The organism is Kitasatospora sp. NPDC101155 (assembly GCF_044768305.1).
GTDB lineage: Bacteria > Actinomycetota > Actinomycetes > Streptomycetales > Streptomycetaceae > Kitasatospora.
In genome coordinates this window covers 352,032-378,471 of record NZ_JBIWPN010000005.1, presented here as the reverse complement: position 1 = coordinate 378,471, position 26,440 = coordinate 352,032, and the positions used below count along the sequence as shown (strand labels likewise).

Sequence of the window (26,440 nt, the reverse complement as noted above, 5' to 3'; positions counted from 1 at the left end):
TATGCCCGTCATGCTGCGCCCGAGCGTCGTCTTCGGCGTCGTCCCCACCGGGGTCTTCATCCAGGGACCATTCGAGTCCTTCGCGCTCAAGCTCCCGGCCGCCCTGGTGCCGCCGGTGCTGAGCTGGCTCGCGGTGCTGGATGAACCCACCAGTGTCGATGGGCTGCTGGCGACCTCCGGCGGTCCGTCGGCCGAACCGGTCTGCCGTCACATCCTCGATCAATTGAGCCGGCGCCGGGCGCTGCTGGAGATCCCTGAGGACACGGCGCAGACCGGTCTCCCGGAGGACGCCCGGATCTACCTGCAGGGGCACGCCGCAGACCCGGAGCAGGCCGCCCGCACCCTCGCCGAGGTCCGGGTCACCCTGGTCGGCGGCGGCGCGCTCGCCGAGGCCTGCGCGGCAGCGCTGCACCGGCGCGGCATCACGGCTGCCGTCGAGCCGGGCGGTACGGCGGAGCTGCCGCTCACTCTGACCGCCGACGTGCCGGTCGGCCGCGGCCTGAAGGTCGAACTGCACGCCGCCGGCAGCCGGCTCTGGGTGCTGCCCGCCGGGGTGCCGCAGGAGGTGCTGCGCGACCGGCTGTACCGGCCGGGCGCGGCCGGTCCCACCGCCCGGCTGCTTGCCGCCGGGCTGGCAGCCGACTGCCTGTTCGCCGTGCTCACCGGCACCGAGGTCCGGCCGCTCGTGAGGATCGTGGACGCCGAGGTGGTCGGCTGGCGGGTGGTCCCGCTGGCGGACGCCATCGCCGATCGCCACCCCGGCTCGACCATGCGGGCTGTGATCGACCCGGACCACCCCGCTGCCGATGAGCTCGTCGGCGTGCTGCGGCTCGACACTCCGGACGACTGGGAGCAGATGCCCGTCTCGCTGGCGCGCGCGATCAGCCGCCACGGCGCCGCCCCTGTCGCCGGCTGGGGCGGCTCCCACGAGGAGGCCGGGCTGGACGCCCTGTGCGGCGCGCTCCGAGCCGGCCGCGTGGACTGCGGCAGCGGCCTCACCGAGCAGGCGGCCCTCGCCGACCTGCGGTTGCGGGCCGCCACCGCCGAGCGCTGCCGCGCATCCGAGCCCGCTTGGTCCACCGACCCGCTCCCGAGCCCCGCGCTCGAACTGGCGCAGACGGTCGACGGGCCGGACTCCATGGCCTGGCGGATCCACCCGGAGCACGGCGGGCTCCGGCTGGCCGAGCTCGACCGGGGTGGGCTGCGGGTCCGGGCCTGGGGCGTGGACGCCTCCGACGCGGTGCGGCGCGCTCTCGGCCGGGCGCTGGCCGTCGAGGGCCTCGGCCGTCGGCTCGGAGCGGCGGCGCCGGTCGGTGCCGAGCCCGATGCAGCGGTGCGGTTCGCGGACGGGACGCTGGCCGAGACGCTGGACACCGGCGTGCTGCACGTCCTCACCGAGCGGGGCGAGCTGGCCGGGCTGCCGCTCCTCGCCGCACCGCCCGGCGCGGGCCTGACCTGGGCCTCGGCGGACCCCGTTGTCGGGCATGCCCAGGTGGCCGTGCTCAGTGGGCCGGAGACGGAAGGTGTCGCCCGGTGACCACCCTCGCAGCCTCGATGGCCGAACTGCCGGCCGAGCTGACCGAACGTCTGCAGCACCTGGCCAAGCGGCTCGGCGGCGCCCGGCTCGCCGTGCTCTCCGGCTACCACCCGGATGCCGAGCTGGAGCTGCTCCGTCAGTGTGCCGAGACAGGGGAAGCTCTCCTTCCGGTCCGGATCTGGCCGGGCGAGGTCGAGGTGGGACCGCACTGGTCCGCCGACACCACGGCCGGCTGCCCGCTCTGCGCCGCGATCGCGCAGCTGCGCAGCCGGGGGGTGTCCTCCGGATCGGCCCGGCTGCATGCCGCCGCGCGGCTCCCGCGCGCCGCCGCCGAGCAGCTGCACCGTGCGGTCGACGCGCTGGTGCAGTGGACGCCGGCCAGCGGTGAGGTCCTGGCCGTCACCCGCACGGGCGCCGCCGTGCAGCGCGTCCGCAAGGTCACCGGATGTCCCTACTGTGGAAATCCGGCGGCGGACAAGGTGACTGACGATCCGTCGTCTCAGGTGGACGAGGATCTCCGGCTGGTCACCGCGACCAGCACCCGGCTCGACCAGCTGACCGAGCACTGCGTGGACACCCGCTACGGCCCGGTGCTCGGGTTGCAGCAGGTGGCGGATGCCCCCGGTGCACTGGTTGCCGCGTTGCACTCGCGCTCCGACGAGCACACCGAGACGGCGGGCTTCGGACGCGGTCGGCATGTGGCGGCCGCCAGCCGGACCGCCATCCTGGAGCGCCTGGAACGGGCCGGCTCGGAGGCGGTGCTCACCAAGGAGCTGGTCCGGGCCGGCTACGCCGAGCTGGCTGGCCTCGCCCTGGACCCGCGCCGTCTTGGTCGGCTGAGCAATGAGCAGCTGAACCATCCTTCGTGCCGGGTAGACGAGTTCACGCCCGACGCCGAGTTGCTCTGGGCCGAGGCCGCGCACTGGCACAGCGGCCGACGGGTGCTGGTGCCGGTCGAGGCGGCCTCCTACCACGTCACCCCGCGCCCTGGGGCGGGCCTGCGCTGGGGGCGGGTGCTCTACGAGTCGTCCAACGGCTGCGCCCTGGGGTCGACCCGGGACGAGGCCGTGATCCACGCGGTGCTCGAAGTCGTCGAGCGCGACGCCTTCCTGATGTCCTGGTGGCGGGGCGAAGCGCTGCCCCGGATCGACTGGCGGTCCATCACGGACCCACTGAGCAGGCAGTTGCACGCCCGGATGCGGCAAGCCGGCTACCAGGTCCACCTGCTGCGCGTCAGCGGCGGCATCCCGGTCCCGGTGGTCTGGGCGCTGGCCATCAATCCCGGGGCGCCGGGCCGGTTCAGCCTCACCGCCGCGAGCGCCCACCCCGACCCGCAAAAGGCGGTGCGCGGGGCGTTGTCCGAGCTCGCGCCGCTGGTGCTCGCCCAGGTGGTGGCCCGCGACGACGCGGCCGCCCGCCGGGTGCGCACCGACCCCTGGCAGGTCACCACCCTGGCTGACCACGTCCGCTGGCACTCGATGCCGGAGGCGGGTCCGGCACTGGAACCGTTCCTGTCCTGCGTCACTCGACCGCTCGCGGAGGTCTTCGCCGACTGCACCTGGGGGCGGCCCGCGGCCGACGGCCAGTCCCTCGGGTCTATCGGCGATGTCGCCGCGGGGCTGCGGGAGTTGCTGCGCGCGGCCGGGATGCCGGAGGTCGTCGTGGTCGACCAGAGCGGCTGGGAGCACAGCCGGGTCGGCCTGCACGCCGTGCGCGCCATCGTGCCCGGTGCGGTACCGATGTGCTTCGGCTTCGCCCACCAACGTGTCCTCGGACTGCCCCGGTTGGCCGCGGCGGTGGCCGGGATCGAGGACGGCCCGCTCGCAGACCGCCTCACCGTGCACCCGTTCCCGTGAGGTACTGCGCCATCCACCCGTCCCGACGTCCGGAAGCCCCCATGCCCAGCAACCCCACCCACCAGCCCGACCGGCAGGCTGTCCAGCAGCTCGTGCGGCAGCTCTCCGCACAGCCCGAGGATCCGTCGCGGTACGACCCGCAGGCCCGGCCGTACCGGCAGCGGGTGCGGCTCCGGCTCGCCGAGACCTGCCGCAGCCTGCCGCGGCGCCCGTTGCGGCCGGCCTGGGAGCAGCTCACGGCCCGGCCCTGGCCCGCGTCCGGCCCCGCCGCGGCGGGAGTCGGCCTGGCCGAAGTGGCCGCGACGGCCGCCGCCCCGCTGCGTCACGAGGTCGCCAACCCCTATGCCGAGCACCGGCTCTACCCCTCGCCGCGGTCCAAGTTCCCGGTTCGGGTGGCGGTGTCCGACGGGTCCGGGCAACAGTTGGTGGTGCCGGAGCTGGACGCACTGGTCGAGGTGGGCGGGCAGTCACATCCGGTGGCCGTGGAGACGGCGTCGGCGCTCGCGGCCCTGCCCGCCTTCTACGGTGGCCTGCGCCCGGTGCTCGCGGGCCTGGAGACCGGACACGTGCTGGCCGCGCTGGCCGACACCGGTCGGGCGCTCGGGCATCCACTCACCGTCGCCGGCCCGGCAACGGGCAACTGGACGGACCGGCTGGGCGAATGGACCGGGCCGGTGGTGCCCGGCTTCCGGCTCACTCCCGTCGATTCCGAACGATCGGTCGGCTCACCTGAGCAGGCGGCTGGTCACGGTGGCCGGCCGCTCAGTTGGGCCGAGGTCGGCTGGCTGCGCAACAGCGGCCGGGCCCCGGGCGGCTTCTACGGCTTCACCGCTCGGCACGGCAGCATTCCCGAGGACGGCCTGACCGCCGTGCTCGCCGCCGCCGCGCGGGGCGCGGCCAACGCCGGTTATCTCGACCAGTGGCTGCCGGCCGTGCGCGCGTACTGCGCGGTGCGAGCTGTCGCGGGGCTGCCGGACGGCCTCTATGAGGCCCCACTCGAGCCATCGCAGACCGCTGCTGGGCCGGCCGGCATGCGGCGGATCGGCGACTTGGCGGCGCTACGCGGCGGGCTGGTCGTCGACTCGGCCCCCGCCCCCGGTCTGGCCTACGACCTGGCGGGTTGCAACATGGTGTGGATCATGGCGGTCGACGCGGCGCGGGCCGTCCGACCGCTGGGCCCCGAGCAGGCGCTCCCCGGTGTGCTGGCCACCGTCGGCTGGCTCGCCCAGCAGTTGTGCATGGGCGCCGCGTCCGCCCGGCTGTTCGCCCGCCCGCTGCGCAGCTTCAACGCAGCGACCATCGCTGCGGCCATTGGCGCCCACGACGCCCTGGTGCCCGTCTACCAGGTCGCGTGCGGCCGGAACCGTTTCACGGAACCCGCGATCGATCTCCGGTTCCACCGGACCGAGGCAACTGGAGGCCAGTGATGAATTCTCCGCAGCCCAACCCGGACGGCTGGCTGTCCTGGCACATCCACGTGCCGTTCGCGGCGGCTGACCGGATCGACGAGCTGGTCGCCGGCCCACTCGCCGGCCTGATCGCGGCGTTGCGGCAGGACAGGGCGATCAGCCGCTGGTTCTTCATCCGCTACTGGGAGGGCGGCCCGCACCTGCGACTGCGGCTGCGGCCGACCACGCGATCGTCGCCGGCCGGGCTGGACACCGCGGTGCGCGAAGCCTTCGCCGCGCTTGCTGGCGCCTTGAACGAGTCGGACGCCGTCGCCGGCTATCTGGACGGGATCTCCCGGTTGGCCCGGGCCAGCGGCCTGGCCGATCCCTCGGTCGACGAGAGCCTGGCAACCACCGTCCAGCCGCCGGGGGTCCATGCGGCCACCTACGTTCCCGAGCGCGCCCGGTACGGCTCCGGCGAGCTGCTGGACGCCGCCGAGGCGGTGTTCGAGCGCTCCAGCGACCTGGCAGTCCGGGTGGCCGGGGCGGCCCCGACCACCATGCAGCTGCGGCTGATCGGCCTGGAGGTGATCGCGAAGCTAGCCGACGGCGTCGAGCGGCTGGGCGGCGACACCGACGCCTATCTGGCGCGGTATGCCGACTACTGGCGTTGGTGGGCCGAATCCGTGGCGCCGCCGGTCTTCGACACCGCCGTCCTCGGCGACGGCGCGACCTGCCTGGCGACCGCCCTGGCCGACCAGGGCGGTGTCTCGGCGGGCCGGCTCGTCGCCCGTGACTCGGCCGTCACCGCCTGGCACGACGCGGCCCTGGACTCGCTGCGCCCGCACCCCGGCACCGGCCCGGGCGCCCTCACCAGGGAGGGCGTCGCCATCTCACAAACTCATATGACGCTCAATCGGCTTGGCCTTCTAGTCCATGAGGAGTTCATGCTGATTGCGACACTACGCGGCCTGCGCTGAGCGGGCAGACCGATGATCAACGCGCCAGGGGAACACGCATGAGGAAAGACCGCCGCCGAAGGCCGCCGGGCCGGACCGCAGCCGCCGGAGTCGCCGGTGCCGTGGGTGCGGTACCGGCAGCAGCGACTGACGGCGGGTCACCGCTGCTGACAGCCGAGGACGTCCAGGTCAGCGTGGGCGGCCGACAACTGCTCGCCGTGCCGTCGCTGGCCGTGCGGCCGGGCAGCTGCCTGGGACTGGTCGGGGTCAACGGCTCCGGAAAGTCGACCCTGCTCAAAGCGCTCGCCGGGCTCTACCGCCTGGACCGGGGCACCGTCCTGCTGGACGGCCGTCCGGTGCGGGAGCACGAACTCGGCTTCCGGCAGCAGGTCGGCGTCTTTCTGGACGACGCCGCGTGCTTCCCCGACCTCACCGTGGCCGAGCACGTCCGGATGGTCGCCACCGCGCACGGGCTCGGCCCGACTGCCGCCGAGCGGTGCGCCGGCGTGCTGGACCTGCTGGGCCTGCGCCACCGGGCCGACGCCTTTCCCGACACCCTGTCCGCCGGCCAGCGGCAGATGCTGCTGCTCGCTGCCGTCCTGGTCCGCCCGGCTCGCCTGCTGCTGCTGGACGAGCCGGAGCAGCGCCTCGACACCGGCGCCCGGGAACGGCTGGCCGGCACACTCCGGCAGGCCCTGGCCGACGGCACGGCGATCGTCATGGCCGTGCACGACCAGGAACTGCTCGCTCAGGTCGCCGGCCAGGTGATGGTTCTGGACGGCGGACGCGTCGTCGACCACGGCCCGACCGCCGAGGTCTTGGAGCGGGAGGCCACGCCATGGCGCTGACCACCCGTCGGCTCCCGCATCCCGCGCCGGCCGGACCACCGACCCCCGACCCGGCCCGGAGCGCCGTCGAGCAACTGCGCCGCACCCGGGCCCGCCGAGCAACCCGCGTGGCGGGCAGTCGCATCCAGCGGTTCTGGACCGCACTGATCACCGCGCTCGTGCTGCTGACCGTACTGGTCGGCTCGGTCGACACCCTCTCCGGCCTGGCGGGCTCGGTGCTCGCGCCCGGCGACGGCCGGCTCCCGGGGCTGCTGGTCGGCCTCAGCACGATCGGCACGGCCGGGCTGCTGCGGTTGTCGCTGTGGCTCGGTCCGGTCGTGCTGCCGGCACCGGAGCTCAGTTGGCTGCTGCCGCTACCGGTGGACCGCCGCTGGCTGCTGCGCCCGCGGCTGTCGGCTGCGCTGGCCGCCGCAGGGGCGGGTGGCGCCGTGTTGGGCGCTCTGGGTGGTGCGGTGGCCGCCTCGACCGGTCGGCCGAGCCCACTCGGGATCGGGCTCGCCATGGTCATCGGCCTGCTACTGGCCTGGCTGGCCGCGGCCGTCGGAGCACTGGCCGAGGGCTCGCCGCGGTGGGCCCGGCTGGTGCGGGTCGGCTCCGTGGCCCTCACCCTGGTTGGCCTGGCGCAGCTCGGCGGTCTCGCCACGGCCGGTCGCGACCAGTGGGACCAGTGGACCACCGGCCTGCTGGCCGCCTCCGGCCCGTGGGGCTGGGCGGGCTGGGCGCTCGGCGGCACGGCCGGCGGCCTTCAGCCGGCTCGACTGCTCGCCGCTCTAGCCCTGGTGGCCGGCACCGCCGCAGCCCTGGCCGCCGCCGACCGCTCCCTCGCCACCTTGCCCTCCGCCGACCTCGCGCTCCGTTCCCGTGCGGCCGGCCGGGCCCAGACCGGCCTACTGCTGCTCGACTTCCGGCAGATCGCACTGGTCGCGCAGGCCGCCGCCCGCGCCCGGCGGACCGGGGCGGCCCTGCGGCTGCCGATGCCCCGAGCCCGGCTGCTGATCCTGTTTTGGCGGGATGCGACCGCCCTGCTGCGCCGCCCCGGCCGGCTGGCTGCCGCGGCCGCCTGGGCCGCTGGCTCCGTCCTCCTGCTGAACGCCGCCCGGCTCTGGGCGGCGCACGCCCACCCCGCCCCGGTGACCGCCGCCTGGCTGGGCTGCCTGTTGAGCCTTGGCCCCTATCTGGCGGCCGCAGCGCTGGTGGAGCCTGCACGGGAGGAGACCGACCGGCCGGCCCGCACCGGCCTGCTCCCGTTCACCCCGGCCCGGATCGCGCTTTCCCACCTGGTGGTGCCGACCGCCCTGCTCGCGGTTCTGGGCTCGGCCGCCGCAGTGGCCACCGCCACCCTGGTCTCAGCCCCGGACATCGTACTGCTGGCCGTTCTGCTGCTTTTCACCGCAGGGGCTCCGGCCGGTATTGGAGCGGCATTGCTGAGTGCTTATCGCGGACCGCTCCGATATGAGCTGATGTCCCTTTCCGCGGACTGGTACGGCGTATTTCCATTTGTGCTCTGGTATTGTGCGCCGGCACTGGTCGCCATTGCCGTGGCTGCCCCCATGCTCTGGCACGCCGCCACCGCCGAGACCCTCGCCGACGGCACTGCGCTCGCCCAGTTCGCTGTCTCCGCCGTCTTGGCCACGGCCCTCGCCGCGTGGCGCGTCACTCGCTCAGTGGCCCGTCAGGCCGACCTCTGACACCACCTCGACCACCAGGCAAGCGCCGGGCCGGGGATGCCAACACGCATCCCCGGCCCGGCAGTTCATCAATCAGGAGCTGCTGCTGCAGCAGGAGCAGCAGCCGATCGACGCATGCGACGCCCCCATGGCCGGCAGGCCGACCGTGTCCGGCAGGTCTACGGACTCGATCTCCGCGATGGTGAACTCGCTGAAGTCCAGCACCTCGTCAACAGCCGTGTCGAAGGACATGGCTACCCCCTGTTCTTGGCATGATTTCTGGATATGACGGAACTCGGCCCGGCTGGAACGAATCCGCAGACCGGACACCGTCCATCATAGACATCGAATACTGTCGAACGGGAGCACCTTTCACAACCAAATGCGAAATCTGCTCTGCCCTGGAAATGTTCGGCTTGGCTCGGTATTCACCGGCACCCGGACGCGCCGTCGGGCGTTCTCCTGTGGCACCGGCCCACCGGCAGTCATGCGGGTCTCGCTGCCGTCGGGGGCGATGGTGGGTAGGTCTCGATGGACCCAGGAGGCGGCGTGCGATCGCCGGTCACCGTTGGGCATGGCTGGTTACGATCCGTGTTGCACCCCTGATGCGTAGGTCGCGGGTTCGAATCCCGCAGGCGGCTCAGATGCGGAAGGCCCGGTCAGATGTTCTGACCGGGCCTTTGTGTTGGGCGGGGCGGGAGCGCGGGTCGAGGGGGGTTCGAGGTGGTGCGGGCAGGCTGGGGGGATGGCGCGTGGGGTGTGGTGGCGGCGGGTCGGGGGCTTCTGGGGGCGGCTGGGGGCGGGGCTGGTGGCGCTCGGGCAGGCGCATGTGGCGGGGGCGGTGGCCGCGGCTGAGGCGGGCGGGTTGGTGGGGCCGGGGCCGGGGCATCCGGAGCGGGTGGTGGGGGACGTCGGGATGACGGCGGTGGAGCGGGGGTTGTGGAGCCAGTTGGTCGATCTGCCGGGCTACTGGTCGAGGTAGGCGAGGGCGGCGAGGCCGGCGATGGGCTCGTCGCGTTCCTGGCGGACCGGGTGCGGGTCGACGAAGGCGACGTCATGCCCACGACGGTCGTGCGCGGCGCCGGCGCTCGGCCGACGCCGGGCTGACCGCTCCGGGCCGCCGGGGCGCCGCTACCGGTGCAGGACGGTCCTGCCTTCGATGACCCAGAGGTCGGCCGGGACGGGGGTGCACTTGGTCACCTTGGCCGGTGTGTTCGGGTCCCGGTAGTCGGAGGCGGCCCAGCCGACCCGGCGTTCGCCGTGTTCGTCGGCCGGGTAGTAGGTCAGCCCGGCCTCGGGGTGCCAGCCGGGCCGTGTGGTGGTCGGCCGGCTGCCGACCGGGGTGACGGTGACGCTATCGATCGGCCCGGTGACGGTGACCGCACCGCTGCCGTCGACCTTCAGGCAGTCGATGTCGAACTCGACCCGGACGGTGCCGTCCTTGAAGACGTGCTGGGCCACGGCGTGCCCCCGGGCGCGGCCGTCGACCGTCCGGGCGTCGACGCGGGCGGTGAGCCGCTCGCCCGGGTTGGGGCCCGGGCCGCGCTCGTTGAGCAGGGTCCAGCTGTGCAGGGCGAGGTGCCCGGCCGGTACGGGTGCGGCCGCGGCGGTGCCCGCCGTTCCGGCGGCGAGGGCCGTGACGGCGGTGGCGAGTGCGACGGCGGCGGTGGTCTTGCGCATGGTCGATCCTCTACGGGAAGAAGGGAGTCGGGCTGCTGCCCGGCTGCCTCCAAGCTCCCAGCCGACCCCCGGGCGCGGCCTCCGCCGTACGAACGGACCGGCTCCCCCTGGCGGGGGAACCGGTCCTCCTCCGGGGGACTCAGCGGGTGGCGTGCCGCACCGCGTCCAGGGCGAGCGCGGCCGCCGCCAGTGCCGCGGCGACACCCGCGACCGCCGCCGGGGCCGGGGCCCGCTCCCCGGAGACGCCGAGGAAGTCCAGCCCGGCGACGTGGTTGACCATCCCGTACCAGAGCAGCGGGTAGACGGTCTGGAACAGCCGGGGGCCATGGGTGAGGCTGCCGAACAGCAGCGCCAGCGCCGGGACCAGCAGCGCCCCCGCCAGCGCCCCCGCCGCGGCCCGGGACTGCCCGGCGCCGAGCAGCCGCACGGCCGGCACGGCCGTCACCGCCAGCGCGGGGAGGATCCCGGCGAGCAGCCCGGCCAGCCCCCGGCGCAGCGGGGACGGGCAGGCGCCGAGCAGCTCGCCGACGCTGCCGCCGCCCGCCCGGTGGCCCAGCCGGGACCAGAGCGGCACCGGCCAGAGCATCGCGAACGGCAGCAACGGGTGGCTCGGCCCGTCCGGGGCGACGCCGGCCGCGGCCACGGCCAGCACGCCTGCCCCGGCCCACCACCACAGCTGTCGGCCCTGCTCCAGGATCCGCAGCTCCCCGAGTACGGCGGCGAGGCCGCTGCGGCCCTCCCGGGCCGGGGTCAGCCGGGCCGGGTCGAGGGCGAAGCCGGCCGGGGCGGTCCCGGCCTCGACCGCGGGTGCCCGCGCGTCCGGGGCCGTGGCGGGGTGGGCGCTCCGACCGGCCCCGGCCCCGTCGAAGCGGCCGAACCAGAGCGCGCCGACCAGTGCGATCCCCACCGCCGCGCCGACCAGCAGCACCCCCGTGGCTGCCGGTCCGACCGCCTCGCCCGGCCCGAGGCCGGGCCAGTCGAAGGTGCCGGTCACCCGGTTGTCCGCGGTCAGGCCGACCCCGAACTCCACCCCGTTCACCGGCCGCCCGCCCGCCGCGAGCACCTCCCGGATCGACGCGGTGATCCGCCGCATGCCCAGCAGGTCAGGCCCGCCGCCGGCCTGCGCGCCCAGCACCAGGACCAGCCAGACCGCGAACCAGAGCATCGCCCCCAGTCCGCCGCGCAGCCCGCGCACGGTGTCGAAGAGCACCGCGCACCCGGCCACCGCCGCCAGCAGCGGCAGCGTGATCAGGACGTACGGCAGCAGCAGCCGCACCACGTCCACCCGGTCCGAGTCCCCCTTGACCAGCTGCACGCCGAGCGCCGTCCCGGCCAGCGCGAGCAGCATCGAGCCGAACAGCAGCAGGTTGCTGCCGAACTTGCCCGCCAGATAGCCGATCCGGCTCAGCGGGGTGGCGGCGAGCAGCTGGCCGACGCCGCTCTCCTCGTCCCGGACGACCGTGCCCCGGGCGATCCCGAAGCCCGCCAGCGACAGCCAGACCGCCCCGCCGAGCGCCGTCACCGTTCCCACGTAGCCGCTGGTGTAGCGGCCGTGCAGGTCGGTCACCTGGAACACCTCCCAGCGGGAGTCGCCCACCGGTGCGGCCAGCAGCCCCAGCGCGAGCGTGCCGATCAGCACCACCAGGTAGCCCGGCCGCCGCCGGCGCTCCCGGAAGTCGGCCAGCGCGAGCGCCCCGATCCTGGTCAGCACGCCGGCACCCGCTCGGGCCCGGCGGTGAGCAGCAGGTACGCGTCCTCCAGCCGGGGCGGTACGGGCTGCGCCCCGGGTGCCGGCGGGTGTCCGGACAGCACCCGGGCCCGGACCCCCTGCGGGGTGCGGGTGGTGCCGCCGAGCAGGAACCGCGAACGCAGCGACGGGAGTTGATCGGCCGTCACGGTCAGTTCCCAGACCGAGTCCTCGGCGCCGCGCAGCAGCTCCTCCGGGCTGCCGTGGTGCAGCAGCCGGCCGTCGCCCATCACGGCGATCCGGTCGGCGGTGGCGGCCACGTCCGGGACGATGTGGGTGGACAGTACGACGATCCGGTCGGCGCCGAGCCCGCTCAGCAGGCTGCCGAAGCGCAGCCGCTCCTCCGGGTCCAGCCCGACCGTGGGCTCGTCCACGATCAGCAGCGCCGGGTCGTTGAGCAGCGCCTGGGCGATGCCGACCCGCTGGCGCATCCCGCCGGACATCGCGCCCAGCCGCTGCCCGGCCGCCCCGGACAGGTTCACCAGCTGGAGCAGCTCCTCGATCCGGTCCCTGGCCGAGCGCCGCCGCAGCCCCTTGGCGGCGGCCAGGTAGCCGAGGAACTCGCGGGCGGTGAGCTGGGGGTAGACGCCGAAGTCCTGCGGCAGGTAGCCGACGGTGCGGCGCAGTGGCCCGGGTCGGCGGGCGATGTCGACGCCCTCCCACAGCACCCGGCCCGAGGTCGGCCGGGTGACCGTGGCCAGGATGCGCATCAGGCTCGACTTGCCGGCGCCGTTGGCCCCCAGCAGGCCGAGCACCCCGGGCCGGAGCGTCAGTGAGAAGGAGTCCACCGCGCGCCGGCCGCCGCGGTACTCCTTGGTCAGGTCGAGGATCTGCAGTTCGGTCACCCCCGGAATGCTTCCGGTCGGGGCGACTGCCGACATCTGCCATATGGCAGAGATCCGCGGCGTGCGGAAAGCGGCGTGCGGAAAGCGGCGCGCGGAAAGCGGCGGGTGAAAAACGGCGGCGGGGCGGGCCGTCGGGCCCACCCCGCCACCGTTGTCGCGGTCGTACGGACCTAGTCCTCGTCGCCGCCGAGGTCGCCGCCGAGGTCGCTGCCGTCCGGGGTGCCGCTGATCGCGTACCCCTGGCGGCGCGCCTCGTAGCAGGCCACCGTCGCGGCCGCCGAGACGTTCAGCGAGCCGACCCGGCCCAGCTGCGGCACGAACACCACCTGGTCGCAGAGCGCCAGCGCCTCGGGCGTGATCCCGCGGTCCTCGTGCCCGAGGACGAAGGCCACCGCCGGGGTCAGCTCGGCGGCGAACATCGGCACCGCCTCGTCGGCCAGCTCCAGCCCGACCACCTTGAAGCCGTCCGCCTTCGCGGCCGCCACCGCCTCGGCGACGGTCGGGAAGTGCTCGACCTTCAGGTACTTGTCGGTGCCCATCGCGGCCTTCTGCGCACCGGACGAGCGCACCGACGGGGTGTCCCCGGTCAGGTACAGCTTCTCGGCACCCATCGCGGCCCCGGTCCGGACCACCGAGCCGACGTTGAACGGCGACTGCAGGTTCTCCAGGATCATCGCGAGCCGGAACTCGTTGCTGCGCCGCCACGAGCGGTGCAGACGCTTCAGTTCGGTCCCGCGCAACTGCTTCACGACGTGGTACCCCGTCCACTCTCGGAGCCCTCGCCCGCATCCGGGCGGGGCCGTGCTTCCAGAATCCGGAACCCGTTGACCGACGTGACCCGGGAGGTCGGGTAGCCCTGCTCGTTGAGCCACTTCTGCAGCGAGTCCGAGCCCAGGTGCTTCTGCACCACGAGGAACGCCGAGCCGTCCGGGGTCAGCCGGCCGAGCCAGTGCGTCAGCAGCTTGCGCAGCGCGGACTTGCCGATCCGGATCGGCGGGTTGGAGTAGATGGTGGCGAAGCGGACGTCCTCCGGGACGTCGTCCGGCAGCGCGGCCTGGACGTTGCCCAGCCGCAGTACCTCGGCGTTCAGCCGCACCAGTTCGAGCGCCCGCTCGTTGACGTCCACCGCCCACACCGGCAGCCGTCGGCGCCGGGTCGCCCAGGTCAGCGCGATCGGGCCGTAGCCGCAGCCGACGTCCAGGATCGGGCCGCGCACCCGCGGCTGCGGGGCGTGCTCCAGCAGGATCCGGGTGCCCGGGTCGAGTCGGCTGCGGGAGAACACCCCGGCGTCGGTGGTCAGTTCCAGGGTGACGTCCGGGAGGGAGACCGTGATCGGCCGGCGCTCGCTGGCGACCTCGGGTGCACCGGTGAAGTAGTGCGAGCCGGACATGAACTTCCCGTCGTTCGTTGCGGCCGTCGTTCGCGGGGGCCGTCGTTCGTAAGGGCCTCGGGGCCACCGGGTGGGTACGGGTGAGCCCTGGGTACGGCACCGATCGTACCCCCGGTGGCCTGCGGCGCGTTCCGCGTGGACGCGGGGCCCGTCCTCGGACTCCCGCCCGCGGGGCGACGACGGTGCGGGCGGCCGCTACAGCGTGCCCGGGGTCTTGCGGGTGGCCACGTTGATCCGGTTCCAGGCGTTGATGGTGAAGCAGACCGAGATCAGCTGTGCCAGCTCCGCCTCCCCGAAGTGCTCGGCGGCCCGGGCGTACACCGGGTCGGGGACCCCGCCGTCGATCCGCGCGATCTCCTCGGCCAGTGCCAGCGCGGCCCGCTCGCGCTCGCTGTACACCCCGGCCGGGGCCTCGTGCCAGACCGGCAGCAGGTAGATCCGCTCGTCGGTCTCGCCGGCCTTGCGGGCGTCCTTGGCGTGCATGTCCAGGCAGTACGCGCAGCCGTTCAGCTGCGAGGTGCGCATCTGCACCAGCTCGACCAGCGCCGGGTCCAGGCCCTCACGGGCGGCGGCGTCCAGGGCGATCATCGCGCGGAATACCTTCGGGGCGGTGCGGGCGTAGTCGAGGCGGGCGGGGGCGGCGGTGGTGCCGTTCGTCGTCATGGCTACGACCCTAGGCGCGGAATGCACCCGTTCCCTGGGTCATTGGACCACCTGTTTCGTGGGTCAATTCCGCTCGGGGCAACACGCCGGAGCGGCCCCGGCGCATCGCGTCCGGGCGCCCGGCGGCGGATACTGCCAGTACCGCCACCCGTGAAGCCTCCGAACAGCGAGGACGGACGCCATGCCGCAGAATCACGAGGACTACCTGATCGACGAGGTCGTCGAAACCGTCGAACCCGACGACGAGGAAACCACCGGCGGCGAGTACGACGAGGTCGCCGAACGCCGGGCCCTCGGTGCGGACCCGGCCACCGACGTCGCGGACGCCGCCGAACAGAGCCGGGTGGTCCAGCTCGACGAGGACGACTACCGGGAGTAGGACCCGCCGTCCTACAGCGCCTTGCGGCGCTGCAGCCAGGTCATCGCCGCCCAACCCGGCAGCACCGGCAGGATCAGCGTCAGCAGCCGGAACAGCACCACCGCCACCGTCGCCCCGCCCTTCTCCATCGACGCGGTCAGCTGCAGCCCCCCGGCCAGCGCCAACTCCACCGCGCCTGCCCCGCCCGGGGTCGGCGCCGCGTTGCCCGCTGCGTTGCAAACCAGGAACACCACCGCCACCGAGGCGAAGGACGGCACCCGGCCGACCGCGCGGATGCAGCAGTACAGGCAGGCGATCAGGCAGAGCGACACCAGCAGCTGCCCGGCCACCCCGACGGCCAGCCGTCCGGGGTTGCGCAGCAGGTCCAGCAGCCGGGGCAGAACCTCGGCCGTCAACGGCCGCAGCCGCGCCGCCAGCCACTGCCGGGCCGGCCGGATCGACCACACCACCGCCAGCAGCACCGCGGCCACCGCCAGCCCGGCCACCACGGGGGGCAGCGCCTCCAGCTCCGAACCGCCCGGCCGCGCGTCCACCAGGTAGACGAAGGCCCCCAGCTGCAGCAGGTGCAGCACCAGCCCGATCAACTGCCCCACCCCGACGCTGGACAGCGCCTGCGCGGTCGGGATGTTCGCCTGCTGCAACAACCGGGTGTTCAAGGCGATCCCGCCGACGCCCCCGGGCGACACCAGCTTCACGAACGCCCCGGCCAACTGCGCCAGCACCGCGTTGCGGAAGTCCAGCCGCTCCGGCACGAACCCGACGAATCCCATCGCCGCCGCCACATGGCTCAGCCCCGCCGCCACCAGCGCCAGCACCAGCCACCACGGATCGGCGTCGGCCAGCGCCGCGACCGGATTGTCCTCCGCCGCGAAGAACTGCGGAATCAGCAGCCATCCGGCCACCACCCCGCCCACCACGGCGAGCAGGGTCCGCGGCCGCAACCGCTCCAACCGCACCGGCCGCCCGACCACCTCCGGCCGCCCCCGCACCACCTCCGCCCGGATCTCCTCCAACAACCCCCCGGACGTGTCCTCGGCGCTGCGGGGGCCCTGGGGCTGCCCGTCGGCGGCCGTGGCGGATCCGTTGCCGGACGCGGTCACCAGCGCGGGGGCCGACAGGTCGGCTCCGGCGCCCGGCTGCGCCTGGTGCGTGCTCTCGGTCGGCGCCGCGGTGGCCGAGGCCGTGTCCTGTGCGGCGCCGGCCTTCGGCTTCGCGTGCTGTTTGAGGGCCTGGCGGGTGGTGCGGGCGAGGGCGATGGGTTGGAGGAGGGGGAGGGCGGCGGCGACCGGGTCGGGGCCGAGGACGGTGGTGGCGGTGTGGACGGAGCGGGCGGCGCCGGTGCGCAGGGCGAGGGTGGTGAGGAGCTGGGCGATGTCGCAGCGGAGCACGAGTTCGCTGGCCGCGATGTCGCCGTCGGCGAAGTCGACCAGGTGGACGGCGCCGTTGTCGTCGATCAGCAGGGAGGCGGGGACCAGGGCGCGGTGGGCGATCTCGCGGCGCTGGAGGAGGGCGAGTTGGCGCCAGGTGTCGGCGAGGAGGCCGTCGGTGATCTCCTCGTCGGCGAGCTGGTCCAGGGTGCGGCCGGCCAGGTGCTCGTACGCGATGAGGGCGGTGTCGTGGCCGAGGCCGGCCGTGGCGGCGATGCGGCGGGTGCGGACGCCGGCGGCGAGGGCCGCGTAGGTGACCAGCGCCTCGTGCTCCAGCCCGGTGCGCGGGGAGCGCAGTGCACGGGGGTGCGGGGCGGTGCGCAGCCGCAGCCGGCGCCAGGCGCGCCGGACGGCGGCGGCGGTGACGGCCTGCCGGTCGAGCAGCTGGACGTCGAGTTCGGGCCACCCCTCGGCCTGCCGGATCCGGTAGCGGTCCGGCCCGACGGGGAGGGCCTCGACCGGCCGCTGCCCGCTGTCCCGCAGGGCCCGCAGCACCTCGCCGGGCCGGGGCCGGGGGTCCGGGGTGCCGACGGCGTAAAGGGTGAGGTGGGCGCCGGTCCAGCCGATGAGCAGGCCGAGCAGCAGTGCGGTGGGGGTGGCGTAGCCGCCGGCCAGTCCGGCGAGGCCGGAGAGGGCGAGGACGGCCCCGGGCAGGCGCCGTTCGCGGCTGCCGGAGGCGGTCATGAAGGCGAGGACGGGCGCGAGGTAGCCGTAGACGGGTTCGGTGTGCGCGAGTACGTCGGCGGGCAGCCGCTGGGTGAGCGCGGCGACCAGTGAGGCCGGGGCGAGGTCGTCGGCCCACAGGTCGAGGACGAGGGTGGCGCCGTACGCGAGGACGGCGGCGAGCAGCCCGTCGGAGACCTGTTGGAGGGCGCGCCGCCGGTCCGGGCCGAGCAGCCGGCGGGCGGCGAGTCCGACCGGCAGCAGCAGGACGGCGGCCGTGGTGAGCCCGCCGGCGAGGCCGGCCAGGGGGCGCGGCACCAGTGCGGCGGCTTCGGCGACGTCGGCGGCGAAGCCCCCGGTGGTGGCGCGGGCGTAGTCGGCGAGCAGCAGGGTGACCGCGATCGCGAGCAGGCCGGTGAGCAACCGGAGCAGGGCGACGGGCTGCCGGATCCGGCCGGTGTCGGTGAGCGGCCGCATCCGGGGCGGCCGGGCCCCGGACCGGCTGTCTCCGGGTTGCCCGGCCCTGGGCACCCGGGGTCCGGGCTCCCGCGTTCCAGGCTGCCTGGGTATGCCCCCACCGGTATCCGTCCGCCCGGTGGAGGAGGCACCGCCGCCGCCCCCGCCGGTGTCGTCGTTCGCTCTCCCCGTCACGATCACCACGGGTGGCATGCTCCCATGCCACCCGTGACCCCGGAACGGGGATTCCGCGCGGCCGCTACGGCTGCCCGACCCGGCCGCTACGCCTGCCGGGTCGGCAGCACCACCTGGTGGCGCAGGTTCACGTGCCGCGGCCGGCTGACGGTGTAGGCGATCAGGTCGGCGATGTCCTCCGTGCCGAGCGCCGGGATGGCGGCGAACATGCCGCCGAGCTGTTCCCGCAGCACCGGGTTGTCGATGTGCCCGCCGAGCTCGGTGTCGGTCAGGCCGGGCTCGATCGCGCTGACCCGGACGTCGCGCGGGCCGAGTTCGCTGCGCAGGGCGGCGGACAGCTGGGTGAGCGCGGCCTTGGTGGCGCCGTACACGGCGTAGTCGGGGAAGGCGACGTGCGAGGCGATCGAGGAGACGTTGACCAGGTCGGCGGTGCGGCCGTCAGCGGCGGCCGCGATGAGGTCCTCGGTGAAGGCGCGGACGATCCGCAGCGCGCCGGTGAGGTTGGTGTCGACCATGCGGGTCCACTCGTCGATCCGGCCGTCGGCGAGCGGGTTGGGCAGCATCACCCCGGCGTTGTTGACCACCAGGTCGATTCGGCCGTACGCGTCGTGGACGGCCTCGGCGGCGGCGTCGACCGAGGCCTGGTCGGTGATGTCGGCGGTGACGGCGAGGGCCTGCCCGCCGGCTGCGGCGATCTCGGCGGCGAGCGCCTCGATCCGGTCGGTGCGACGGGCGAGCAGCGCGACCCGGGCGCCGTCGGCGGCGAGCAGCCGGGCGGTGGCGGCGCCCATGCCGCTGGCGGCTCCGGTGACGACGGCGGTGCGGGTGGCGAGGGCGGGGTAGCTCATCGAGGACTCCTCGGGAGGATCGGGCTGACGACGACCACTCTGGGCACGCCGCGCACGTCCACCCAGGGCCGCGCCCTTCCTGGGACAGCCCAGCCCGGGAACTCCCTTCCTGGGAAAGCCAGTACCACCCTCGCGCCGCACCCCACGATTACGCTGCCTGCCATGGAGAACACCCTGGGGGACTTCCTCCGCTCGCGCCGGGCCCGGATCCAGCCGGAGGACGTGGGCCTGCCCTCGCACGGCCGCCGCCGGGTGCAGGGCCTGCGCCGGGAGGAGGTGGCGCAGCTCGCGGGAGTCAGTGTGGACTACTACGTCCGGCTGGAGCAGGGCCGCGGCGGCAGCGCCTCGGACGCGGTGCTGGACGCGGTGGCCCGGGTGCTGCGGCTGGACGGGACGGAGGCGGCGCACCTGCGTTCGCTGACCCGACCGCCGAAGGCCTCGGCCGCCCGGGTACGGGGCGCCCAGAAGGTCCGCCCGGGGACGCGGCTGCTGCTGGGCCTGATGGCCGGGGTGCCGGCCTTCGTTCTGGGCCGCCGGATGGACGTCCTGGCCTGGAACGCGCTGGGCGACGCGGTGAGCGGCTTCTCGGCCCGCCCGGACGTCAGGCCGCACTCGGAGGCCAACCCGAACGCCGCGCCCAACCAGGCCCGGCACGTCTTCCTCGACCCGGCTGCCCGCGACCACTATCGCCAGTGGGACGCCGTCGCCTCGGAGACCGTCGCCTTTCTGCGCCGGGACGCCGGACTGCACCCCGAGGACCCGGCCCTGACCGCGCTGGTCGGCGAACTGTCGCTGCGCAGCGAGGAGTTCCGCCGGCTCTGGGCGGACCACCTGGTCCGGGACAAGAGCAGCGGCAGCAAGCAGCTGCGGCACCCGCTGGTCGGCGAACTCGACTTCGGCTACGAGACCCTGGACGTCAACGGCTCCCCGGACCAGGTCCTGGTCGTCTACACCGCCCAGCCGGACTCGCCCACCGCCCAGAAGCTGGCCCTGCTGGCCAGTTGGACGGCCGCCGACGCAACACCCGGTACGGCACCGGGCGCAGCCCCCGGCACGAGGCCCGGCACGGCACCGGGCGCGGCCGCCGGGACCCCGGGCGTCTCCTGAGGCGACCCGGCCCGGGCCGTCATAGCCTTCGACCATGAGCGCCTGCGAAGACCTCGCTATGGCCCCCCGGGACATCGAGCCCCTCCCGCCCACCGACGGCTGCGCCGACTGCCTGGCCCAGGGGCGCCGGGACTGGGTGCACCTGCGGGTCTGCCTGGACTGCGGCCACATCGGCTGCTGCGACTTCTCGCCGCAGCGGCACGCCACCGCACACTTCCACGACACCTCCCACCCGGTGATCCGCTCCTACGAGCCGGGGGAGGACTGGCGCTGGTGCTTCGTCCACGAGGTCATGGGCTGACCGGGGCGGGGGCCGTCCCGGTGGCACCGGCCCACAACCCGGATAAAATCCGGACATAACGCCCGTGCGGCCCTCCGGCTCGGTATCCGTCCGGCCGTGGCCGCCGAAGGGAGGCCGACGATGACCAAGCGAACCCCGGGCAGCACCGCCAAGCTCCGCCAGGGCACCCAGGACCTGCTGGAACGCCGGGGCATGGCGAGCACGCCCAGCAGCCTCGGACCGAAGCCGCGCACCGCGGCCATGTCCTCCTACGGCGCCGGACACCTCTCCGGCGACGCCTTCCGCCACGGCGGGCGCGACGCGGCGACCTCGGCGATGCACGCCGCACCGTCGATGCACGCGGAGCTCAAGGGGCACCGGCACCGCGGCGCGGAGAAGCACTCCGCCCACTGACCGGCGGAGCCCGACGCCGCCCGACGGCCCCGCGGGGGCGGATGCCGCGACCCGGGCATCCGCCCCTGGCGCATGATCAGGGGCGTTGTCCGGGGCGTCTCCGGGCTGTCTCCGGGCGTTCCCCGATGTCGCGCGAGGCCGCTCTCCCGAAGACTCGGTCCTGTCCGAGCCGCCGCCCCCTCCGGGCGCATCGCCGTTGGAGAGTCCCCGCATGAACGCCCCCACGCCCAGCCGTCGTTGGACCACCCTCGCGGCGGCCGGCGCGCTGCTCGCCGCCGTCACGGTCGGCGCCGCGTCCCCCGCCCTGGCCGCCGACGCCCCGCCTGCCGCCACCGCCGCCGCCACCGCGACGTCCCGACCCGGCCCGCTCGACCGGGACGCCCTCGACGCGGCCGTCCACGCGCTCCCCGGCGGCATCACCGGCGCCCTGGTGCGCACCGCAGGCCCGGACGCCCGCTGGCGCGGCACCTCCGGGGACGACGTCCCGGCCGACGCGAGGTTCCGGATCGGCAGCATCACCAAGGTGTTCACCGCGACGGTGATGCTCCAGCTCGTCGCCGAGGGCAAGGTCGACCTGAACGGCACCGTCCAGCAGTACCTGCCCGGTCTGCTCCCGGCCGACTACCCGCCGGTCACCGTCGGGCAGTTGCTCGACCACACCAGCGGTCTGCCCGGGGGCGGCGGCATGACCTCCGGGGACGGCAGCACGGGGTGGTTCGCCGCGCACAAGGCGGACGGGTTCACCCCCGAGCAGGTGGTGGCCGACATGCTCACCCAGCCGATGAGCTTCCCGCCCGGAACCGCCCAGCAGTACAACGGCAACAACTACTTCATCGCCGGCATGGTGATCGAGAAGGTCACCGGCGACACCTACGCGAACCAGGTGCGGCAGCGGATCACCCGCCCGCTCGGCCTGCACGCCACCTACGTCCCGGACGCCGACGACCTCGACATCCGCGGCCCGCACGCCACCGGCTACGTGGACGTCAAGGCCGCCGACGGCAGCACCGACCGGGTGGACGTCACCGAGCAGAGCCCGTACCCGTGGGCCGAGGGCGGCATGATCTCCTCCGCCACCGACCTGGAGCACTTCTTCGGCGCCCTCTTCCGCGGCCGCCTGCTGCCGCCCGCCCAGCAGGCCGAGCTGTTCGACGTCCCCGACCTGCCGAACCACCACAACAAGAACTGCGACATCGGCCCGACCGCCGGGCATGCCTGCTTCAGCAAGGGCGGCCTGCTGCGCGCCGTCCTGCCCAACGGCACCGAGGTCTGGGGCAAGACCGGCTCCCGCCCCGGCTACACCAGCGCGGTCTTCGCCACCCGTGACCTCTCCCGCACCGTGGTGGTCAGCCTCAACCCGACCGGCATCGACGGCCAGGAGGCCCCCACCCAGTGGAAGCTGCTGACCACCGGCTTCGGTTCCGGTCAGGCGTACGGCAAGCAGTGACCCGACTGTCAGCGCCGTGCGCTAGGTTCCTGTCGACGCATCAGAACACGGCGGGGCGACGGGGGCAACCATGACCGAGGTGATCACGGAGGAGCCGGTCGAGCTCCAGTTGGAGCGGTACCGCACGGAGTTGACGGGCTACTGCTACCGCATGCTCGGCTCGGTCTTCGAGGCCGAGGACGCGGTGCAGGAGACCATGATCCGGGCCTGGCGCGGGCACAAGGGCTTCGAGGGCCGGGCCGCGCTGCGCTCCTGGCTGTACCGGATAGCCACCAACGTCTGCCTGGACGCGCTGAACGGCCGGGGCGCCCGGGCCCGTCCGATGGACCTGGCCGGGCCGGTGACGGTGGCCACCGCGAGCGGCACCCAGCTGCCCGAGGTGACCTGGATCGGCCCCGCGCCGGACGGCCGGGTGCTCCCCGAGACGGGGGACCCGGCCGAGGTGGCCGCCCAGCGAGAGTCGGTGAAGCTGGCCTTCGTCGCCGTGCTGCAGCGCCTCGCGCCCCGGCAGCGGGCGGTGCTGATCCTGCGCGAGGTGTTCGGCTGGAAGGCCGCCGAGGTGGCCGAACTGCTCGGCGTCACGATCGCCTCGGTCAACAGCGCGCTGCAGCGGGCCCGCGCGGTGCTCGCCACGGACGCCTCGGCCGTCCGCCCGGCCCCGGCACTGGACGCGGACCACCGCGCTCTGCTGGACCGCTACGTCCGCGCCTTCGAGGCGTACGACATGGATGGCCTGGCCGCGCTGCTGCACGAGGACGTCACGCTCAACATGCCGCCGTTCGCGATGTGGCTGCAGGGGCAGGACGAGATCCGGGCCTGGATGCTGGGCCCGGGGCACGGCTGCCGGGGCTCCCGGCTGCTGCCGGTGACGGCCAACGGCGGCCCGGCCTTCGCCCAGTACCGGCCGAGCCCGGCGGGCGGGCACGAGCCGTGGGCGCTGATCGTCCTGGAGGTGTCAGAGGGCCGGATCACCGGCTTCACCAACTTCCTGGACACCGACGTGCTCTTCCCGCTCTTCGGCCTCCCGTCCCGCCTGGACGCCGAGTAGCCACGCCGGCTCCACGAGTTCCGCGAGGTCCAGCGGATCCGCCGCTCCCGGCAGCAGCGCCGAGAGCCCGCTGAACGCGAGCAGCTCCCGCAGCGGGCCGCCCGCGTTCAGCAGCACCAGGCCGACCCCGTGCCGGGCGGCGGCCAGCCGCAGCCGGGCGAGGGCGTCGACGACGGCCAGGTCGGGGGCGGTCAGCGCGCCCAGGTCACAGGTCAGTACGGCTTCGTCCGGTGTGGTCCTCATACCGGTTGGACCCTCGGGAGGGCGCGGACTCATCGGTCCGGGGCGGATCCGCGTCGGATCGTCCGATGGCAGAGTGGGGGCGACCGCACCCACCCTGCCCGAGGAGGAACACAGTGACGGCCGAGCCCTTGAGGTCCCGCGAGGAATGGTTGGCCTCGCTGCCCCGGATCTACGCGGCGGCGGGCTGCCTGCTGCGCGACGAGTCCGGCCGGATCCTGATCGTGAAGGCGGGGTACCGCGAGCACTGGCAGTTCCCGGGCGGGACGATCGACCTGGGCGAGGGCCCGGTCGAGTGCGCCGCGCGGGAGTTGGAGGAGGAGACCGGCATCGTGCGGGAGGCCGGCGAGCTGCTGGCCGTCTCCTGGACCCACCCCTCGGGCGAACTGGACCACCCGGCCGAGCACTTCATGTTCGACTTCGGCACCGTCCCGGACGGCACCCCCGTGACCGTCCCGGCCGGTGAGTTGGACACCTACCGCTGGGCCCCCGTCGAGGAGGCGCTGGAACTGCTCGGCCCGGCCCGTTCGGCCCGACTGCGGGCGGCGCTGGAGGCGGTCGTCGACGGCCGGGTCCGGATCGTCACCACCCACATCTCCGGGTTCTAGCGCGCGGTTGACCGGCAGCGCACGGAAGTGCCCTGCCCCGGACGGGAGTTCCGTCCGGGGCGGGGCGCCGGTTCCTCACTGCTGCTGCTCGGCCTCCGCGTCGCGGGCGGCGATGATGGCGGCGATGGCCTCCGAGGTGAAGGTCTCCGCCTCGGACTTGTCCACCTTCAGCCCGGCGAGCACGCCCTGCCCGTTCTCCCACTCCAGCAGTGCGAGCAGGATGTGCTCGGTGCCGACGTAGTTGTGTCCGAGCTTGAGCGCCTCGCGGAAGGTCAGCTCCACCACCTTCTTGCCCTGGGCGTCGTACGGGATCAGCGCGGGCACCGCCTGCTCGACGGCGGGCGGCAGGGCGGCGGTGGCCGCGGCCCGGACGGCCTCCGGGGTGACGCCCTGGGCTGCGAGCGCCTTGAGCCCGATGCCCTCGGGCTGGGCGAGCAGACCGAGCAGGATGTGCTCGGCGGTGATCTCGGCGTTGCCCGCCTGCCGGGCCTCCTCCTGCGAGGCCACCATGACCTTGCGGGCCCGGGGCGTGAACCGGGAGAAGCCCTGGCTGGGGTCGAGGTCGGCCAGGGTGCCCGGGTCCTTGGGGACGAAGCGCTTCTGGGCGGCCTGCTTGCTGACGCCCATGCTGCGGCCGATGTCGGTCCAGGAGGCGCCGGAGCGGCGGGCCTGGTCCACGAAGTGGCCGATCAGGTGGTCGGCGAGGTCGCCGAGGTGGTCGGCGGCGATGACCGCGTCGGAGAGCTGGTCGAGCGCGTCGACGTGGACCTTCTTGATTGCGGCGATCAGGTCGTCGAGGCGCAGCGGAGTGGTGTTGGGAACAACGGGATTCTCCATGCGTCAACCATAGGTTGTCGATCCATGATCGTCAACCATCGGTTGACGCTACCCGTGAGTAGTGTTCCCGCGGTCCGGGCCGCACTCCGGGCCGCACTCCGGGCCGCGCTCCGGGTCGGGTCCCGTGAGGTCCTCGGCCAGGCCTCAGGCGGCGGGCAGCAGTCGGTCCCGGACGGCGGCGATCTGGGCCGGCGTGGCCCCCGCCGCGAGCAGGTAGCTCGCCGGGTCGAGCCCGTCGAGCGTGGACTCCAGGACAGCCTCGGCGGTGGTCCCGGCCTCGACCAGCACCGCGTCGATCCGCTGGTACGGGTCCGGCAGGCCGAGCATCCCGTAGAGCGGGCGGACGTTGGGGCCGCTCAGCAGGTAGTCCTCGGTGATCGCGGTCCGGTCGACCCCGGCCAGGGCGAGCAGCAGCAGGGCGGCCAGGCCGGTGCGGTCACGGCCGGCGCCGCAGTGCACCACCAGGCCGCCGGGGCGGGCGCCCGCGATCGCGGCGATCAGCGCGACGGCGGCGTGCGGGCAGTGGTCCAGGTAGGGGCGCAGGGCCAGCGGGGTGCCGTCCAGTCGGCCGTAGGTGTCCCACCAGGCGGAGCCGGCCAGTTCGTCCAGCGGGACGCGGATCAGCTCGACGTCCTCGGGGAGCGGGAGGAGCGGCTGGTACTCCGCGGCGTCACGCAGGTCGACCACGGTGCGGACACCGTGGTCGAGGAGGGCGTCCCAGCCCTCGCGGGTGAGGCGGTCCAGGTTGTCCGCCCGGACTATCGCCCCGCGGGCGGTCGGCCGACCGGAGGCGGTGGGCAGGCCGCCCAGGTCGCGGACGTTCAGGCAGCCGTCCCAGACGAGGGTGCGGTCCTCGGTGGTGGTCAGCGCGTTCGTCCGCATGGTGGGCTCCCCGGTTCGTCGTTTCGGGGGTCCCGTTACCCCCTCGTTATAAGGACTCCCGGGGGATTCCGATGGTTCCTGACTGTTCGAATTGTCGGAACCGGCAGTTCAGGCGGTTGTCGATGCCCGGTCGGTCTGGCGGTTCAGACGGCTCGGGCGACTCGGGCGGCAGACGGCTCAGGCGGCGGTCGGGTGCTCGGCCTCGGCGCTGACCAGCTTCTCGATCGGCTCGACCGCGATCTGACCGAGCATCGAACCGCCCACGATCGCGCCGATCAGGAACACGGTGGACAGCCAGGCCATGGTCGAGACCGGCAGGGTGAAGGCGCCGACCACCCGGGCCACGCACTCGGCCAGCAGCGCGGTGCCCCAGATCCCGGCGAACACCCGCTCGTGGCGGCGGAACGCCCGCGAGGCGGCCGCCCCGCCCTCGACCAGTCGCTGCCAGGCGCCGGCGCGCTCCCGGCTTCCCTTGGTGACGAACGGCATCAGCATCGGGGTCATCACCGGCCGGCCGACCAGGGCCGAGACCAGGATCGCCAGCGCCACGGTGCCGCTCAGCCCGCCGTCCTTGGCGATCATCATGCGGGCGTCGCCGGTGACGAAGGTGAGCGCCAGGCCCGCCAGGTTGACCACCAGCATCAGAGTGGCCCACAGGTTGAGCTTGCGCTCGCTCAGCAGCCCGAGGACGGTCCGGCCGGCCGGGAAGGCGCTGCTCCAGGCCAGCGCGGCGAACTCGCTCAGACCGCAGACCGAGTGCAGCACGTAGTAGCCGGCCAGCGGGGCGGCCACGTCGAGGGCGAGCGGGCGGAGCCCGGAGAGCAGCGGGTTCGGCGCCTTGGTGTGCGCGGCGCCCTGGGCCGGAGAGGTGGCGGGGGCGGTGGTGCCGGCGGCGCTGACGGTCTGGCTGCTCATGGTGGGTTCCTCCCCGACTGGTGGCCGCGGGCTCCGGCCCGCGTCGTGCCTCCAGTCTTTCCGGCCGGCCCTCCGTCAGAGCAGTGCCGTCCGTTGCCTGATCCGCATGACAGT

The 26,440-nt window shown here is 74.3% G+C and carries 27 protein-coding genes; 14 read left to right on the top strand and 13 right to left on the bottom strand.

Annotated elements, in window-relative coordinates; genetic code table 11:
* Position 1 precedes the first annotated feature (1 nt).
* The 6 genes from ACIRYZ_RS10665 (at position 2) to ACIRYZ_RS10640 (ending at position 8,276) form a co-directional block, all read left to right on the top strand.
* Positions 2–1,537, top strand: coding sequence for a hypothetical protein (locus ACIRYZ_RS10665; RefSeq protein ID WP_402942013.1), 1,536 nt, complete (start codon positions 2–4; stop codon positions 1,535–1,537).
* Positions 1,534–3,393 (top strand): YcaO-like family protein, encoded by a 1,860-nt coding sequence (locus ACIRYZ_RS10660; protein WP_402942011.1) that lies wholly within the window; start codon positions 1,534–1,536, stop codon positions 3,391–3,393. Before ACIRYZ_RS10665 ends, ACIRYZ_RS10660 begins: the two co-directional genes overlap by 4 nt.
* Before the next feature lie 41 nt (positions 3,394–3,434).
* Entirely contained in the window at positions 3,435–4,820 is a 1,386-nt protein-coding gene (locus ACIRYZ_RS10655) for a hypothetical protein (RefSeq protein ID WP_402942009.1), read from the top strand.
* On the top strand, positions 4,820–5,761 hold the full coding sequence (locus tag ACIRYZ_RS10650; protein ID WP_402942007.1) for a thiopeptide-type bacteriocin biosynthesis protein: 942 nt from the start codon (positions 4,820–4,822) through the stop codon (positions 5,759–5,761). Before ACIRYZ_RS10655 ends, ACIRYZ_RS10650 begins: the two co-directional genes overlap by 1 nt.
* 101 nt (positions 5,762–5,862) lie before the next feature.
* Positions 5,863–6,588, top strand: a complete 726-nt coding sequence (locus tag ACIRYZ_RS10645; RefSeq protein ID WP_402942005.1) for an ATP-binding cassette domain-containing protein — start codon at positions 5,863–5,865, stop codon at positions 6,586–6,588.
* Positions 6,579–8,276: a DUF6297 family protein gene (locus ACIRYZ_RS10640; RefSeq protein WP_402942004.1), complete on the top strand. Its 1,698-nt coding sequence runs from the start codon at positions 6,579–6,581 to the stop codon at positions 8,274–8,276. The genes ACIRYZ_RS10645 and ACIRYZ_RS10640 overlap by 10 nt, the downstream gene beginning before the upstream one ends.
* 72 nt (positions 8,277–8,348) lie before the next feature.
* Here the strand turns inward: ACIRYZ_RS10640 and ACIRYZ_RS10635 are convergent, their stop codons facing one another.
* On the bottom strand, positions 8,349–8,507 hold the full coding sequence (locus ACIRYZ_RS10635) for a thiazolylpeptide-type bacteriocin (protein ID WP_402942002.1): 159 nt from the start codon (positions 8,505–8,507) through the stop codon (positions 8,349–8,351).
* A 493-nt stretch (positions 8,508–9,000) separates the two neighbouring features.
* Between ACIRYZ_RS10635 and ACIRYZ_RS10630 the strand changes: the two genes are divergently transcribed.
* Positions 9,001–9,237 carry a DUF6059 family protein gene (locus ACIRYZ_RS10630; protein ID WP_393028099.1) on the top strand — a complete coding sequence of 79 codons (237 nt, stop codon included), beginning with the start codon at positions 9,001–9,003 and terminating at the stop codon, positions 9,235–9,237.
* A 149-nt stretch (positions 9,238–9,386) separates the two neighbouring features.
* Here the strand turns inward: ACIRYZ_RS10630 and ACIRYZ_RS10625 are convergent, their stop codons facing one another.
* The 6 genes from ACIRYZ_RS10625 to ACIRYZ_RS10600 form a co-directional block, all read right to left on the bottom strand.
* Positions 9,387–9,935: a hypothetical protein gene (locus ACIRYZ_RS10625; protein WP_402942000.1), complete on the bottom strand. Its 549-nt coding sequence runs from the start codon at positions 9,933–9,935 to the stop codon at positions 9,387–9,389.
* Positions 9,936–10,074: 139 nt separating this feature from the next.
* Positions 10,075–11,646, bottom strand: coding sequence for an ABC transporter permease (locus ACIRYZ_RS10620; RefSeq protein WP_402941998.1), 1,572 nt, complete (start codon positions 11,644–11,646; stop codon positions 10,075–10,077).
* Positions 11,640–12,527 (bottom strand): ABC transporter ATP-binding protein, encoded by an 888-nt coding sequence (locus ACIRYZ_RS10615; RefSeq protein WP_402941996.1) that lies wholly within the window; start codon positions 12,525–12,527, stop codon positions 11,640–11,642. Before ACIRYZ_RS10615 ends, ACIRYZ_RS10620 begins: the two co-directional genes overlap by 7 nt.
* A 170-nt stretch (positions 12,528–12,697) precedes the next feature.
* The gene (locus ACIRYZ_RS10610; RefSeq protein ID WP_402941994.1) at positions 12,698–13,276 is read right to left on the bottom strand and encodes a TrmH family RNA methyltransferase; all 579 of its coding nucleotides are present in this window, start codon (positions 13,274–13,276) and stop codon (positions 12,698–12,700) included.
* Complete coding sequence (locus tag ACIRYZ_RS10605) at positions 13,273–13,917, bottom strand: class I SAM-dependent methyltransferase (protein ID WP_402941992.1); 645 nt, start codon at positions 13,915–13,917, stop codon at positions 13,273–13,275. The genes ACIRYZ_RS10610 and ACIRYZ_RS10605 overlap by 4 nt, the downstream gene beginning before the upstream one ends.
* A 195-nt stretch (positions 13,918–14,112) precedes the next feature.
* Positions 14,113–14,580, bottom strand: a complete 468-nt coding sequence (locus ACIRYZ_RS10600) for a carboxymuconolactone decarboxylase family protein (RefSeq protein WP_402941990.1) — start codon at positions 14,578–14,580, stop codon at positions 14,113–14,115.
* A gap of 181 nt (positions 14,581–14,761) precedes the next feature.
* On the opposite strand from ACIRYZ_RS10600, the gene ACIRYZ_RS10595 reads away from it, so the two are divergent.
* The gene (locus ACIRYZ_RS10595; RefSeq protein ID WP_387615921.1) at positions 14,762–14,959 is read left to right on the top strand and encodes a hypothetical protein; all 198 of its coding nucleotides are present in this window, start codon (positions 14,762–14,764) and stop codon (positions 14,957–14,959) included.
* Positions 14,960–14,970: 11 nt separating this feature from the next.
* Here ACIRYZ_RS10595 and ACIRYZ_RS10590 read toward each other — a convergent pair whose 3' ends face one another.
* Positions 14,971–17,526 (bottom strand): lysylphosphatidylglycerol synthase domain-containing protein, encoded by a 2,556-nt coding sequence (locus ACIRYZ_RS10590; RefSeq protein ID WP_402941988.1) that lies wholly within the window; start codon positions 17,524–17,526, stop codon positions 14,971–14,973.
* A gap of 260 nt (positions 17,527–17,786) precedes the next feature.
* On the bottom strand, positions 17,787–18,548 hold the full coding sequence (locus ACIRYZ_RS10585) for an SDR family oxidoreductase (protein ID WP_402941986.1): 762 nt from the start codon (positions 18,546–18,548) through the stop codon (positions 17,787–17,789).
* Between the two features lie 162 nt (positions 18,549–18,710).
* Here ACIRYZ_RS10585 and ACIRYZ_RS10580 point away from each other — a divergent pair, with 162 nt between their 5' ends.
* The 5 genes from ACIRYZ_RS10580 (at position 18,711) to ACIRYZ_RS10560 (ending at position 22,844) form a co-directional block, all read left to right on the top strand.
* Positions 18,711–19,655, top strand: a complete 945-nt coding sequence (locus ACIRYZ_RS10580) for a helix-turn-helix transcriptional regulator (RefSeq protein ID WP_402941984.1) — start codon at positions 18,711–18,713, stop codon at positions 19,653–19,655.
* 34 nt (positions 19,656–19,689) lie between these two features.
* A complete protein-coding gene (locus ACIRYZ_RS10575; RefSeq protein WP_393028090.1) occupies positions 19,690–19,956 on the top strand; it encodes a UBP-type zinc finger domain-containing protein in 267 nt (88 codons plus the stop codon).
* 120 nt (positions 19,957–20,076) lie between these two features.
* Entirely contained in the window at positions 20,077–20,349 is a 273-nt protein-coding gene (locus ACIRYZ_RS10570; protein WP_402941982.1) for a hypothetical protein, read from the top strand.
* Between the two features lie 211 nt (positions 20,350–20,560).
* Positions 20,561–21,796 carry a serine hydrolase domain-containing protein gene (locus tag ACIRYZ_RS10565; RefSeq protein WP_402941980.1) on the top strand — a complete coding sequence of 412 codons (1,236 nt, stop codon included), beginning with the start codon at positions 20,561–20,563 and terminating at the stop codon, positions 21,794–21,796.
* Positions 21,797–21,866: 70 nt separating this feature from the next.
* Positions 21,867–22,844: a sigma-70 family RNA polymerase sigma factor gene (locus ACIRYZ_RS10560; protein WP_402941978.1), complete on the top strand. Its 978-nt coding sequence runs from the start codon at positions 21,867–21,869 to the stop codon at positions 22,842–22,844.
* Here the strand turns inward: ACIRYZ_RS10560 and ACIRYZ_RS10555 are convergent.
* Positions 22,752–23,087 (bottom strand): STAS domain-containing protein, encoded by a 336-nt coding sequence (locus ACIRYZ_RS10555; RefSeq protein WP_402941976.1) that lies wholly within the window; start codon positions 23,085–23,087, stop codon positions 22,752–22,754. The genes ACIRYZ_RS10560 and ACIRYZ_RS10555 overlap by 93 nt on opposite strands.
* Positions 23,088–23,200: 113 nt before the next feature.
* On the opposite strand from ACIRYZ_RS10555, the gene ACIRYZ_RS10550 reads away from it, so the two are divergent.
* Complete coding sequence (locus ACIRYZ_RS10550; RefSeq protein ID WP_393028085.1) at positions 23,201–23,692, top strand: NUDIX domain-containing protein; 492 nt, start codon at positions 23,201–23,203, stop codon at positions 23,690–23,692.
* 75 nt (positions 23,693–23,767) lie between these two features.
* On the opposite strand, the gene ACIRYZ_RS10545 is transcribed toward ACIRYZ_RS10550, so the two are convergent.
* From ACIRYZ_RS10545 to ACIRYZ_RS10535, 3 genes are all read right to left on the bottom strand, one after another.
* Entirely contained in the window at positions 23,768–24,529 is a 762-nt protein-coding gene (locus tag ACIRYZ_RS10545; protein WP_402941974.1) for a Clp protease N-terminal domain-containing protein, read from the bottom strand.
* Positions 24,530–24,673: 144 nt separating this feature from the next.
* Positions 24,674–25,411, bottom strand: coding sequence for a tyrosine-protein phosphatase (locus ACIRYZ_RS10540; RefSeq protein WP_402941972.1), 738 nt, complete (start codon positions 25,409–25,411; stop codon positions 24,674–24,676).
* Between the two features lie 177 nt (positions 25,412–25,588).
* Positions 25,589–26,326 (bottom strand): VC0807 family protein, encoded by a 738-nt coding sequence (locus ACIRYZ_RS10535; protein WP_402941970.1) that lies wholly within the window; start codon positions 26,324–26,326, stop codon positions 25,589–25,591.
* Positions 26,327–26,440 lie beyond the last annotated feature (114 nt).